The organism is Leucobacter rhizosphaerae, assembly GCF_022919175.1.
Classification (GTDB): Bacteria; Actinomycetota; Actinomycetes; order Actinomycetales; family Microbacteriaceae; genus Leucobacter; species Leucobacter rhizosphaerae.
Window position 1 is genome coordinate 1,566,808 of record NZ_CP095043.1, and the last position, 13,061, is coordinate 1,579,868.

13 protein-coding genes are annotated in these 13,061 nt (G+C 69.1%); 8 read left to right on the forward strand and 5 right to left on the reverse strand.

The features are described 5' to 3' along the window. Window positions 1-11: 11 nt before the first annotated feature. Window positions 12-1,259 (reverse strand): MFS transporter, encoded by a 1,248-nt coding sequence (locus MUN76_RS07175; RefSeq protein ID WP_244688414.1) that lies wholly within the window; start codon window positions 1,257-1,259, stop codon window positions 12-14. A gap of 109 nt (window positions 1,260-1,368) precedes the next feature. After that, window positions 1,369-2,295, reverse strand: coding sequence for a DMT family transporter (locus MUN76_RS07180; RefSeq protein WP_244688416.1), 927 nt, complete (start codon window positions 2,293-2,295; stop codon window positions 1,369-1,371). A gap of 81 nt (window positions 2,296-2,376) precedes the next feature. Between MUN76_RS07180 and MUN76_RS07185 the strand changes: the two genes are divergently transcribed. Then, the gene (locus MUN76_RS07185) at window positions 2,377-3,336 is read left to right on the forward strand and encodes a LysR family transcriptional regulator (protein ID WP_244688418.1); all 960 of its coding nucleotides are present in this window, start codon (window positions 2,377-2,379) and stop codon (window positions 3,334-3,336) included. 32 nt (window positions 3,337-3,368) lie between these two features. Here the strand turns inward: MUN76_RS07185 and MUN76_RS07190 are convergent, their stop codons facing one another. After that, window positions 3,369-4,583, reverse strand: a complete 1,215-nt coding sequence (locus tag MUN76_RS07190) for an NADP-dependent isocitrate dehydrogenase (RefSeq protein ID WP_244688702.1) — start codon at window positions 4,581-4,583, stop codon at window positions 3,369-3,371. Between the two features lie 185 nt (window positions 4,584-4,768). Between MUN76_RS07190 and MUN76_RS07195 the strand changes: the two genes are divergently transcribed. The 5 genes from MUN76_RS07195 (at window position 4,769) to ppk2 (ending at window position 8,586) form a co-directional block, all read left to right on the forward strand. Continuing rightward, window positions 4,769-5,677 (forward strand): ROK family protein, encoded by a 909-nt coding sequence (locus MUN76_RS07195; RefSeq protein ID WP_244688420.1) that lies wholly within the window; start codon window positions 4,769-4,771, stop codon window positions 5,675-5,677. A 50-nt stretch (window positions 5,678-5,727) separates the two neighbouring features. Further along, window positions 5,728-6,186, forward strand: a complete 459-nt coding sequence (locus MUN76_RS07200) for a GNAT family N-acetyltransferase (protein ID WP_244688422.1) — start codon at window positions 5,728-5,730, stop codon at window positions 6,184-6,186. After that, complete coding sequence (gene rarD, locus MUN76_RS07205) at window positions 6,183-7,106, forward strand: EamA family transporter RarD (RefSeq protein WP_244688424.1); 924 nt, start codon at window positions 6,183-6,185, stop codon at window positions 7,104-7,106. Before MUN76_RS07200 ends, rarD begins: the two co-directional genes overlap by 4 nt. 70 nt (window positions 7,107-7,176) lie before the next feature. After that, window positions 7,177-7,509, forward strand: coding sequence for a metal-sensitive transcriptional regulator (locus MUN76_RS07210; RefSeq protein ID WP_244688426.1), 333 nt, complete (start codon window positions 7,177-7,179; stop codon window positions 7,507-7,509). Between the two features lie 117 nt (window positions 7,510-7,626). Continuing rightward, the gene (ppk2, locus tag MUN76_RS07215) at window positions 7,627-8,586 is read left to right on the forward strand and encodes a polyphosphate kinase 2 (protein WP_244688428.1); all 960 of its coding nucleotides are present in this window, start codon (window positions 7,627-7,629) and stop codon (window positions 8,584-8,586) included. Window positions 8,587-8,658: 72 nt separating this feature from the next. On the opposite strand, the gene ccsB is transcribed toward ppk2, so the two are convergent. Both ccsB and MUN76_RS07225 read right to left on the reverse strand, forming a co-directional pair. Beyond that, window positions 8,659-9,522 carry a c-type cytochrome biogenesis protein CcsB gene (gene ccsB / locus MUN76_RS07220; RefSeq protein WP_244688430.1) on the reverse strand — a complete coding sequence of 288 codons (864 nt, stop codon included), beginning with the start codon at window positions 9,520-9,522 and terminating at the stop codon, window positions 8,659-8,661. Between the two features lie 127 nt (window positions 9,523-9,649). Beyond that, window positions 9,650-10,039, reverse strand: a complete 390-nt coding sequence (locus MUN76_RS07225) for a hypothetical protein (protein ID WP_244688432.1) — start codon at window positions 10,037-10,039, stop codon at window positions 9,650-9,652. Between the two features lie 162 nt (window positions 10,040-10,201). On the opposite strand from MUN76_RS07225, the gene MUN76_RS07230 reads away from it, so the two are divergent. Both MUN76_RS07230 and MUN76_RS07235 read left to right on the forward strand, forming a co-directional pair. Continuing rightward, window positions 10,202-11,140, forward strand: coding sequence for an oxygenase MpaB family protein (locus MUN76_RS07230; protein WP_244688433.1), 939 nt, complete (start codon window positions 10,202-10,204; stop codon window positions 11,138-11,140). Window positions 11,141-11,164: 24 nt separating this feature from the next. Beyond that, on the forward strand, window positions 11,165-13,015 hold the full coding sequence (locus MUN76_RS07235; RefSeq protein ID WP_244688435.1) for a glycerophosphoryl diester phosphodiesterase membrane domain-containing protein: 1,851 nt from the start codon (window positions 11,165-11,167) through the stop codon (window positions 13,013-13,015). The last annotated feature ends 46 nt before the right edge of the window (window positions 13,016-13,061 follow it).

Sequence of the window (13,061 nt, forward strand, 5' to 3'; positions counted from 1 at the left end):
CCGCCGGCGGCTCAGTCCCGCGACACCGAGGGGCCGCGCCGCGCCGACATCCGATCCGAGCACCCGAACAGCACCGCCCCGATCAGCAGGAGCGCCGCACCGGCCGCGTACACCGGCGCGATCCCGAGCAGGTCGATCAACGCGCCGCCCACGGCTGCGGCGATCATGATGCCGGCCTGGAAGCCGACCACGATCAGGCTGCCGCCGGCCTCGAGCTGGTCGGGCATCCGGTGCCCGACCCAGGTGTTCGCGATCAGCAGCCACGAGGCGAAGAAGAAGCCCCACACGAACACGGCAGCGCCCGTGGCCCACATCGAGCCGGACACGGCGACCACGAGCAGCAGCAGCCCCGCGATCACCACCGGGGTGAGCACGGCGAGCACCCGATAGCGGCGATCCACGACCATGCCGATCACCAGGTTGCCGATGAGGCCCCCGAGCCCGAAGAGCGCGAGCAGCACGACGATCGTGTCGGCACCGATGGGCACACCGCCGTCGCTCACCCGCTCCAGGGCGACGCGCACGTAGGTGTAGGCCAGGAAGTGTCCCGACACCACGAGGATGTTCGCGATCACGCCGATCCCGATCCCGGGTCGGCGGAGCGCTGCAACGAGGGTGGAGAGCCGGGCGGAACCCGCGGCCGGCACGGAGGGCAGCACGAACCGCAGCTGCACCGCGAGTGCGGCGCTCAGGATCGCGGCGATCCCGAACACCCCGCGCCAGTCGATGAGCTCGCTCAGCATGACCCCGAGCGGCACGCCCGCGACGGTGGCGAGGGAGACGCCGGCGGAGTTGAACATCACCGCGCGACCGAGTCGCTCCGGGCCCGCGATGCGCGCGGCCACGGTCACCGACATCGCCCAGAACCCCGAGATCGCCACCCCCAGGAGGAAGCGGGCGAGGAGCACCAGCACGAGGCTCGGCGCGACCGCGACCAGCGCGTTCGAGACCGCGGCGGCGATCGACATCCACATGAGCAGCGACCGGCGATCGAGCCGCGGCAGCAGGATTCCGACGGTCGGCGCCGCGAGCAGCCCCGCGAGCGCGGTGATCGAGACCATCTGCCCGGCCTGCCCGGTCGTGACGTCGAGTCCATCGGCGATCCGGGTCAGCATGCCGCTCGGCAGGAACTCGGCGGTCACCAGGAAGAAGCTCGTGAGCATCATGGTGATGAGCGCCCCGTAGGCGAGTCGCGGCGGGCGCTCCGGGCCCTGCTCGGGGCCGGTCGGGATCGTGGGGACGGGTGCGGTGACGGTCATGACTCCATCATGCTCCGACGGCGGATCGAGCGCCCGACGCCGAGTCCCGGGCATCCGACCGATCGTCCGCGGGCTGCGCGTGCGGGATCGCGGTTGCGCGTCGCGCGATTCAGGCCCGTGGCCGGGACAGTGTTGCCACTGCGACCCCCGCGAGGCACACGGCACCCCCGATGAGCGCCGCAACCGCCGGAACCTCGGCGAGGAGCATCCAGGACAGCAGCACGACAATCGGTGGCACGACATAGGTCGAGGCGGCGAGCCGGCCGGCGCTCATCCGCGACAGCGCGACGCCCCAGGTCGCGAAGGCGATGGCGGTCGGGAACACCCCGAGGTAGACGACGCCGAGGATCGACGGAAGCGGTGCACGCCCGACCGCTGCGACGAGTTCGGGGGCGAACGGCAGGCAGACAAGGGCACCGACGAGGCAGCCGAGCCACGTGATCGTCAGCGGGTCGATGCGAATCAGCACCCGCTTCTGCACGATGACACTCGCGGCGTACAGGACCGCCGCCACCAGGGCGAGCAGCATCCCCGTCGCATCACCCTGCCCCGTCCAGGTCGTCGATGCGATGGCCACGACGCCGAGCAGCGCGACCGACATGCCGATCATCAGTCGCGCCGGGAACCCCTCGCCGAGCAGAAGTCCCGCGAACACGGCGACGAGCAGGGGCGAGACATTGACCAGCAGTGCGGTGGTGCCCGCATCGAGCCGCAACTCGGCTGCGTTCAGCGCGAGGTTGTAGCCTCCGAACCACGCGGCGCCCCAGGCGATCGCGACGGCGAGGACCCGGCCGCGCGGGAGCACCGGGAGGGTGCCGGATCGCACCGCCCGAACGCCGACGAACACGGTGAGGGCGATGACCCCGACACCGAGACGCCCGAGCGCGAGTGCACCGGGCGAGAACTCGGCACCCACGGCACGGATCACGACGAACGCGGACGCCCAGAGCAGCACGGTGACCCCGACCATCAGCAGCGGCAGCGTGCGATTCGGTGACGCACTGGACCGTGACGCGACGGGGGTGGAAGTGACCATGACTTCATGGTGCTCCCAGTCACGCATTAGCACCAGTTCATATCCCTATCCGACACTTCAGTGGAGCTGTAGTATCGCAGCATGATCGACCTGCATCGTCTCCGCATCTTCCGCTCGGTCGTTGCCAGCGGTTCGGTGCAGGCCGCGGCCGCGCACCTCGGGTACACCTCGTCGGCGGTGAGTCAGCACCTCACCGCGCTGCAGCGGGAGCTCGGACTCACGCTGCTCGAACGCGCCGGGCGAGGCGTGCGCCCCACCGCTGCGGGCCTCACGCTCGCCGCGGAGGCCGACGGTGTGCTCGCCCGGATCGGTGAGGCGGAGACCCTGGTCTCCGACCTGCGCACAGGCCGCACGGGCAGACTCTCGATCGCCTACTTCGCATCGGTCGGCAGTGCCTGGCTGCCGCCCGTCGTGCGGCGTCTCTCAGAGGACTTCCCGGGGGTCCGGCTCGATCTGCGGCTCAGCGACAACACCCCGGAGAACACGGACGAACTCGCGGATCTTCACCTCGTCGTCGCACGGCACGACTTCGCGGCGGGGCGCGGCTTCACCGCGCACCACCTGCTCGACGAGCCCTACGTCGTCGCGCTGCCTGCGGGCCACCCACTCGCGACCGCCTCGAGCGTGGAGCTGAGCGCCCTCCCCGCTGAACGCTGGATCGACAACGACTTCACCCGCGGCTGGTGCCGCCAGGTGCTGCTCGACGCGTGCGCCGCCGCGGGGTTCCGCCCGACCTTCCACGTCGAGACGCACGACTACCGCGCCGCGATGGCGTTCGTGTCCGCCGGGATCGGGATCACGGTCCTGCCGGCGCTCGGCGCGGTCGAGCCGCCGGCAGGAGTCGAGCTCCGTCCGCTCGTGAACCCCACGCCGGTACGCTCCATTCACGCCGTGGTGCGCGATGCCGTCGCGGTCACTCCGACGGCCCGCGCGGCGCTCGACCTGCTCAGGGCCGAGGCGAGACGCAACCGCACGGAGGCATCGCACGACACGCCCGCAGCAACGCGAAACGGGGCCGGTACCGACGTACCGACCCCGTGATCCCGCGGCGAAACGCGGAAGATCCGAACTGACTACGCCAGGCGCGTTTGCAGGTTCTCGTCGATCGCTGCGAGGAAGTCCTCGGTCGTGAGGAACGCCTGATCCGGGCCGACGAGGAGCGCGAGGTCCTTGGTCATCTTGCCGGACTCGACGGTCTTGATGACCACGTCCTCGAGCGTCAGCGCGAACTCGATGAGCGCGTCGTTGCCGTCGAGCTTGCCGCGGTGCTGCAGCCCACGGGTCCACGCGAAGATCGAGGCGATCGGGTTCGTGGAGGTGGGCTTGCCCTGCTGGTGCTGCCGGTAGTGACGCGTCACGGTGCCGTGCGCGGCCTCCGCCTCGACGACCTTGCCGTCCGGCGTCGCGAGCACGGAGGTCATGAGGCCGAGCGAGCCGAAGCCCTGCGCAACGGTGTCCGACTGCACGTCGCCGTCGTAGTTCTTGCAGGCCCAGACGTAGCCGCCCTCCCACTTCATGGCCGAGGCGACCATGTCGTCGATGAGGCGGTGCTCGTAGGTGAGGCCCGCGGCCTCGAACTGCTCCTTGAACTCGGTGTCGTAAATCTCCTGGAAGATGTCCTTGAAGCGGCCGTCGTAGGCCTTCAGGATCGTGTTCTTCGTGGAGAGGTAGACCGGGTACTTGCGGTTCAGACCGTAGTTCAGTGAGGCGCGCGCGAAGTCGCGGATCGAGGCGTCGAGGTTGTACTGCACCTGAGCGATGCCGTCGCCGGGCGACTGGAAGACCTCGAACTTCTGCGGCTCGGAGCCATCGTTCGGGGTGAACTCGACCGTGAGGGTGCCCTCGCCCTGGAAGCGGAAATCGGTCGCGCGGTACTGGTCGCCGAAGGCGTGGCGGCCGATGATGATCGGCTTGTTCCAGCCCGGCACCAGACGCGGGATGTTCGAGATGATGATGGGCTCGCGGAAGATCACGCCGCCGAGGATGTTGCGGATCGTGCCGTTCGGGCTCCGCCACATCTTCTTCAGGCCGAACTCCTCGACGCGCGCCTCGTCGGGGGTGATCGTCGCGCACTTGACGCCGACGCCGTGCTTCTGGATGGCGTGCGCCGCATCGATCGTGACCTGGTCGTTGGTCTCGTCGCGGTACTGGATCCCGAGGTCGTAGTACTCGAGCGTGAGGTCGAGATAGGGGTGGATCAGGCGGTCCTTGATGAACTGCCAGATGATGCGAGTCATCTCGTCGCCGTCGAGCTCGACGACCGTACCTTCAACCTTGATCTTCGCCAACGCTTCTCCCATGTCTTGATGTGTGAGCCGCATTCCATCTTACCCGAGGTTGCGAGTTTGTCTTGACGTCGAGATAATCCGCGAACCGCTGATTGCCGGTTACGCTGGTGGAGCGGGTGCTGATCCCGCTCGCCCACCGTCGGGCCCCGGACCCGGCCGCGCGACGCGAGAGAGACGGAGCCCCCATGACCACACCACGCCCCGCGCACATCGGCATGGACATCGGCGGCACCAAGACCGAGGCGCTCGTGCTCGACGCCGACGGTCAGGTCGAAGCCCGGATCTCGTTTCCCACGGAGCAGGGCGACGAGGGGGTGCTGGGCACCGCGGAGCGCGCCATCGCCGCGCTCTGCGAGCGCAGCGGACGCACGCTCGTCGATGTGTCATCGGTCGGAATCGGGATCCCGGGTCAGGTCGATCACGAGCTCGGTACCGTGCGGCACGCCTACAACATCGGCATCGACGAGCTGGATCTGGCCGCGCGCCTGCAGGAGCGCATCGGCCTCCCCGTCTCACTCGACAACGACGTCACGGCTGCCGCGATCGGCGCCGCTCACCTCATGGAGCTCCCCGGCACCACCGCGTACCTCAATCTGGGCACCGGGATCGCCGCGGGCTTCGTCATCGACGATCAGCCGCTGCGGGGGGCCCACGGAATCACCGGCGAGATCGGTCACCTCGCGATCGATCCGCTCGGCCGCCCGTGCCCGTGCGGTCAGACGGGGTGCCTCGAGACCGTTGCGAGCGGGTCGGCGCTGAAATCGTTCTGGCACCCGGACGGCGACGGCCGTGTGCTGCTCGCCGACGCGGCGGCCGGGGATCCGGCGGCCGTCGAGGCGCTCTCGCTGCTCGTGACGGGGGCCGCGGCCGGGATCCGGCTCCTCGTCATGACGTTCGATCCGCACACCCTCGTGATCGGCGGCGGGCTGAGGATGCTCGGCGCTCCGCTCCTGGACGGGATCCGCGACACCCTGGACGGATGGGCCGACGCATCGCCGTTCCTCGCGAGCCTCGGCATGAGCGACCGCATCCGGATCCTCCCCGACGGGTCTCCGGCAGCCGCGGTCGGCGCGGCGCTCTCCTACCGCTCGTAGCGGGCGGATCCCGTGCTTGCGCATCGGCGGGCACACGCTAGCCTGGACCCATGAGCGCACTGAGACTGGAAGAACTGTCCGCCGGCACCATCGTCGCCGTCAACACGCTCGGCCTGAAGCCGGGCCAGGAGCAGTTCGTCACGCCGGTCTCCTATGCCGCCGCCGCCGCGGTGACCCCTGCGCACACCGCCTGGCAGCGCGTGGTGCTCGACAACGATCGGGTCGTCGGCTTCATCCACGGCAACTTCGATCCGGATGCCCCACAGGAGGAGTTCCGCGCGGCGCTCTGGCGCATCAACGTCGACGCCGATGCGCAGGGCATGGGTGTCGGTACCTTCGCGGTTCGCGCACTCATCGAGGAGGCGCGTCGCCGTGAGGTCGAGCGACTGACCGTGCTCTGGGAGCGCGGCGAGGACGGCCCCGAGGCGTTCTTCCTGTTCATCGGCTTCGTGCCGATCGGCGAGACGCCGTACGGGGAAGTCATCGGCGCGATCCAGCTCTCGGAGTGACGCGGCAGCTCTCCCAGGGATCCCGCGGCGCACTCGCGTCGGTCGGCTCGTCCCTCGCCTTCGCGGGCGTCTACTTCGTCACACCGCTGCTCGCTCCCGCCGCAGCCGAATCCATCTGGGCGCTGCGCAATCTCATCACGCTCCCCGTCATCCTGCTGGCGATCATCGCCGTGCGGCAGGGGCACCTCATCACCGAGATCGCACGCCGGATCCGGCGCCGCCCGCTCCTGCTCCTCGGGATCCTGGTCTGCGGACTGCTGATCGCGGCGCAGCTCTGGGTGTTCACGTGGGCCCCGCTCCACGGCCGCGGGCTGCAGGTCGCGCTCGGCTACTTCCTCCTCCCACTGGTGCTCATCGTGCTGGGCCGCTTCCTCTACGGCGACCGGTTGAGCTGGTGGCAGTGGCTCGCCGCCGGCATCGCCGCCCTGGGCGTCGCGGTGGAGCTCGTGCGCGTGGGCGGGGTGTCCTGGGAGACGCTGCTCGTCGCCCTCGGCTACCCCCTCTACTTCGTGCTCCGGCGCGCGATGGGGACCGGGCACATGGGTGGGATGTTCTGGGAGTTCCTCGTGCTCGTCCCGCTCGCCGTCACCCTCGTGATGGTCGAGATCGTGCGGGGCACCGCCACCGCCGAGAACCCCAGCCTGTGGTGGTCGGCGCCGCTGTTCGCCGTCTGGTCCGGGGTCGGGATCGTGCTCTACGTCGCGGCGTCTCGCCTGCTGACGATGAGCATCTTCGGGTTGCTGAGCTATCTCGAACCGGCCCTGCTCGTCGTCGCATCGGTGCTCAACGGCGAACGGATCACGGAAGGCGAGTGGTTCATCTACGGCGCGATCTGGACCTCTGTGCTCGTGCTCATCGCGGGCGGCACGGTGCTCGTGCTGCGATCCCGGAGAGGCCGCCCACCGGCGCCGGCCACCTGACCGCGTCGCCCCGCCGGGTGTTCGCGCACAGCGGCTCGAATCAGAGCCCGCGCGCGTGTACAGTGCTGACATGAGCGACTCCCCGGACTCCCCCGCCGTCACTACCGATCACGCCGATCACGGCGATCACGGATACATCGGCCACAAGGACGAACTCCTCAAGCGGCTGCGCCGCGCGGAGGGCCAGGTCCGGGGTGTGCACCGGATGGTCGAGGAGGATGTCTACTGCATCGACATCCTCACGCAGGTGTCCGCCGCGACGAAGGCGCTCGAGCGGGTCGCTCTGAGCCTCCTCGACGACCACCTCGGTCACTGCGTCGCCGCCGCAGCTGCCGAGGGCGGCGAGGTCGCCTCCGAGAAGCTCCAGGAGGCGTCGGCCGCGATCGCGCGCCTCGTCCGATAGCCCCGCGGGGCTTGGAGGATTCACCCAGAAGACGCTCGGCATGCTCCGGCGAATCCATAGACTGGGAATGACGGGGGCAGTCGAGCGTCCGTCGATCCGCACAGTGAAGGAACGCGCATGGCACACGATTCCACCCCCGACTCCGCACACGAGTCCTTCGACCTGGCGGAGCCGGGTCAGGTCGACGTCACCCCCGAGATCGATGAGATCAGCGAGCTCCTGAGCCATGAGCGCGAGGACGACAATGGACCGGACGCGGCGTGGCGTCAGGGGTACCCCTACTCCGAGAAGATCTCGCGCAAGGACTACGAGAAGCAGAAGCGGAAGCTGCAGATCGAGCTGCTGAAGCTGCAGGCGTGGGTCAAGGAGTCCGGGGAGCGCATCGTCATCCTCTTCGAGGGTCGCGACGCCGCCGGAAAGGGCGGCGCGATCAAACGCTTCACCGAGCACATGAACCCCCGTGGCGCCCGCGTCGTCGCGCTCGAGATCCCCACCGAGCGCGAGCGCACCCAGTGGTACTTCCAGCGTTATGTGCAGCATCTGCCCTCGGCCGGTGAGATCGTGCTCTTCGACCGCTCCTGGTACAACCGGGCCGGGGTCGAGCGCGTCATGGGGTACTGCACCCCGCAGCAGTACCTCGAGTTCACCCGATCCGCCCCCGAGTTCGAGCGCATGCTCGTGAACTCCGGCACGCACCTCATCAAGTTCTGGTTCTCGGTCGGCAAGGCCGAGCAGCGCGAGCGGTTCGTGGCGCGATCGCAGGATCGGGTCAAGCAGTGGAAGCTCTCCCCGACAGACCTCGCCAGCCTCGACAAGTGGGAGGACTACTCGGCCGCGAAGGAGGCCATGTTCTTCTACACCGACACGCCTCACGCGCCGTGGACCGTCGTGAAGTCGAACGACAAGAAGCGGGCGCGGCTCGAGGCCATGCGCTGGGTCCTGTCGCGCTTCAACTACCCCGACAAGGATCACGCGGTGGTCGGTACCCCCGACCCGAAGCTGATCGGCGCACCGTCGGCGGTCTACGACGAGGGTGAAACGCCCACCGGCACCTTCCCGGTCGTCAGCACGAACTGAGCGAGGCCGCCTGCGGGCGGCACAAGGGGCGGTCGGCATCCTCGCTCGGATGCCGACCGCCCCTTGACCGTGTTAGAGCCCCGAGTAGGCGTGCAGGCCCTTGAAGAACACGTTGACGATCGTGAAGTTGAAGATGACCGCGGTGTACGCGATGATCGACAGCCAGGCCGAGCGGGTGCCGCGCCACCCACGGGTCGCGCGCGCGTGGATGAAGCCGGCGTAGAGCACCCAGATCACGAAGGTCCAGACCTCCTTGGTGTCCCAGCCCCAGTACCGGCTCCAGGCCGCCTCGGCCCAGATCGACCCGGCGATGAGCGTGAACGTCCAGAAGACGAAGCCGATGATCGCCATCCGGTACGACAGGTCCTCGAGCCGCACGGCGCCCGGCAGGCTGTTCAGGAAGCGGAGGCCGCCGGGCTCCCCGGCGGCGATCCGGCCCTCGCGACGCGTCTGCAGCAGCTGCAGGAGCGAGAGCCCGAATGACAGCGTGAGGAATGCGACGGCGAGCACCGCCACGAGGATGTGGATGACGAGCCAGTAGGAGTCGAGCGCCGGCGGCAGCGGCACGATCGGCACGTAGAAATTGATCTTGCTGATCCCGAGGAACAGCACGGTGAGGCCGGTGACGAGTGTGCCCAGGAAGCGCAGGTCCACGAAGAACTGCACGAGCAGGAAGATCAGCACGATCGCGCAGGTCGCGGTGAGCGCGAACTCGTACATGTTGGCCCACGGCACGCGCTCGGCACCGATCCCGCGCAGGATCGTCGCCGCCAGGTGCAGGACGAAACCGAGCACGGTGAGGGAGAATCCGATGCGGAGGCTGCGGGATCGCGGCTGCTTCACGGGGGTGCCGGCGGCACTCGCGGCGACCGGATCGCCGCTCCGGTTCGCGAGGTCCACAGCGTAGAAGACGAAGGCGATCGAGTACACGATCATCGCCGAATACAGGGAGATCGTTGAGTAGTGTTCCAGCTCGCTCAGCACAGTCTTTTACACTACCGCTTCGCGGTCGGAAGATGACTGTGAGCCGCGGAATCCCGGGGCGCTCGCCGCGCCGGGGGCGTCACGTCGCGTCGGTGACGACCACGGTGAACGTGAGAGGCTGGATCCCGCCCTGCTCGTTGGTCATCGTGACCTCGGTGCTCCCTGCGGCGAGCGCCGTCACCCCGGGGTTGAACTCCGCGGAGTCGTCGATCCGGCCCTCGGTGAACTCCGCGACCGCGGTGTCGGACACCTCACCCGTATAGCTGTCGACCGCGAGGCTGTCGGTCGAGATGTTGAGCACCTGTCCCACGACGAGGTCGACGGTCTCCCCCTGCAGTTCGTTGACGCTCATCGTGACGGGTGCGATCACGTCGCCGCCGATCGGCTCGGACGCGGTGCCGCCGCAGCCGGCAAGCGAGGCCGCGAGTACTCCGGCGGCGGCGATGGCGAACACAGATGTCAGGCGCATGCCCTCATCATGGCATCGCACCGCCGCGTGCGACCCGATCTCGGGCGAATACACAGCGATGCGCGGGTGAGGCGGAGTGGACCGCACATAGGATAATGTTGGACGTCATCCACCTTATGGATCCGAATCCCCGTCGCATCGCCGCCACTGAAGGAGCGCCCCATGACCCAGCACCTCGACACCCCGTCCGCTGAGGCCCCAGTCGGTTGCCCGGTCGCGCACGGCGGCGCTCAGCGATCCGTCCACATTCCCGGTTCGAGCGACGGGCGCACCGATGGGCGCACCGACGACGGCTACTTCGGCCCCGACAGCATCAGTTGGCGGCTCTTCTCGGACCCGTCCTCCAAGCTCGGCGGCGTCGCCGCGATCCTGCTGCAGTCGCTCAACCCGATGATGATGCGCGTCTTCGCGGGCACGAGCGGCTACGCGACCGACGTGGAGGGGCGCGGCGAACGCACCGGGCGCTACGTCGACACCACGATCTTCGGCGACCGCGCGCACGCCGACGCGGCCGGAGAGGCCGTGCAGCGCCTCCACGCCCACAGCGTGTGGACGGATCCCCGCACGGGCGAGGAGCTGCGCGCCGACACCGAGGAGTGGCTGGCCTGGACCCACAACGCGATCGTCTACGGCGTACTCCGGGCCGCCGACGCCTTCGGTCCGTTGCTCACCGTGGCCGAGCAGGACCGGTTCGTCACGGAGCAGCTGGAGGCCGCCCGCATCGTCGGGATCACGGACGCCTCGCTGCTGCCGACGAGCCGCGCGGCCCTCGACGCGTACATCGACGAGAACAAGGACTGGATGGCGCTCACGCTCCCGGCGGCGGAGCTCTCCCGCAGCCTCCGCAAACCGAGCCTTGCCGGCAACCCCGTGAAGGTGTGGGCCACCCTCAACATTCAGGACGGGATCCTGTCACTCTTGCCGGACTGGGCGCTCCTGCTCTTCGGCATCGACGGCCGCCCCATGAACCTGCGTGCCGCCGCCCGGACGACGCGCCGCTTCATCCAGTCCGCGCGCTCGCGCACCTCGGCTGAGGAGATGGTGACCGAGATCACCGAGCGGGTGCAGACCCACCCGTACCGCAGGGTACGCTCTCGCTAGGGATGATCTCGGGGGTGAGTGCCCATGGCCGCAACGACCGGCACCGCAGCGCGAAGCGTGTGGGCTGAGACCGGCGCGCTCGTGCGGGGTTCGTGGACCCTCGTGCGCCACGGCGGGGCTCGACTTGCGGGGCTGATCCTCGGCACCCAGCTCATCATCCTGGTGGTCGCACTGCCCGTCTTCGGGTGGCTCTTCCGCGAGGCGCTCCGGGCGAACGGCATGCACGGGTTGGATCTCGGCAATCTGCGGCTCGGCTCGGGGATCCCGCTCACCCTGGCGCTCATCGCGCTCATCGTCGTTCTCGCCTTCTGGCTCATCGCCGTGCAGTTCACGGCACTCGTGGTGCTGCTCCGATGGTCCGAGGACGGGATCACGGGCCGGCAGTTCGCGCGCGAGCTCGGGCGGGTCGCGCGGAAGCTCCTGCGGCCGTCATCGCTCCCCCTCGTCGGATACCTGTTCGTGCTGGTGCCGCTCACCGGGTTCGGCTTCACCTCCGCGCTCGTGCGCGGCGTCGCGATCCCGCAGTTCATTTCGGGCGAGCTCCTGAAGACCGTCACCGGCGGCATCATCTACATCGTCTTCCTCCTGGTGCTCGCGTTCGTGAACGTACGCCTCGCCGCCACCGTGCCCGTCTTCGTGCTGACGGACGCGACCGGGCATCAGTCGATGCGCGCGAGCTGGCGGATGACCCGCGGGATCCGGCGGTTCATGTCGCTGATCTTCGCGGGGTTCGTCGTATTCGTCTGCGGCGCTCTCGTCTCGTTCGCCCTCACCGTGGTCGCGATCGTGCCCACGGCGCTCACCGACGCGCTCGCCCCCGACGCCTCTGTTGTGGTCGCAGCGTATTCGCTCGGCGTCGCGCAGGTCGCGGGCTTTCTCATCACCGGCGGCATGACCGCCGCCATCGCCGGCATCCTCATCACCCGGGTGCGGACCGCGCAGTCGGGCGGGGATGCGGTGCCGCCCGAACGCCCGCGTGCCGACGAGACGGCCGTCGGCCGCCAGACTCGACGCGCCTGGCTCGGCGTCGGCGCCGCCGCGCTCGTCGTGGCACTCGGCGTCGGCACGGCCAGCATCGCCACCTTCGACACGCTCTCCCGAGCACCGAAGACCCTCGTGCTCGCGCACCGCGGGTTCACCGAGGGCGGCGTCGAGAACACCCTCAGCGGTCTCGACGCGGCGCACGCGGCCGGAGCGGACCTCGTCGAGATGGACGTGATGCAGACGAAGGACGGAGAGTTCATCGCGATGCACGACGCGACGCTCGGCCGCCTCGCCGATCGCCCCGACGCCGTGAAGGATCTCACGCTCGACGAGCTCACGCGAATCACCGTGCGCGACCTGCAGGGGCACAGCGACACGATCCCGGCCTTTCGCGACTATGTGCGGCACGCCGAGGAGATCGGCATGCCGCTGCTCATCGAGATCAAGCTCGGCGGCGCCGACACCGAGGACCACGTCGAGCGGCTGATCGCGGAGCTCGAAGAGCTCGGCTCGCTCGACCAGCACATCTATCACTCGCTCGACCCTGCAAGTGTCGCGACCCTGAAGCGGCTGCGCCCGGACCTCACGGTCGGGTACACCATGGCGTTCGCGGGTGGCGACATCCCGGATACCCCGGCGGACTTCATCGTGGTCGAGGAGTGGACGGCCACGGAGGACATGCAGGCGGCCGCGGCCCGCGCGGGGCTCGGGTTCATGGTGTGGACGGTGAACGAGGTCCCGAGCATGCGCGAGCACCTGCGACGCAGCACCGACGGGATCATCAGCGACCGGCCCGACCTGGCGCTCGCCGCCCGCGCGGAGATGCAGCAGGAATCGGGCCTCGTCGACGTGCTCGGCGACGCGCTGACGCGCTTCGTCAAGATTCCGTAGCGGGGCCGTTCCGCAGCGGCGCGGTTCTGCGAGATGCCACCGTCTC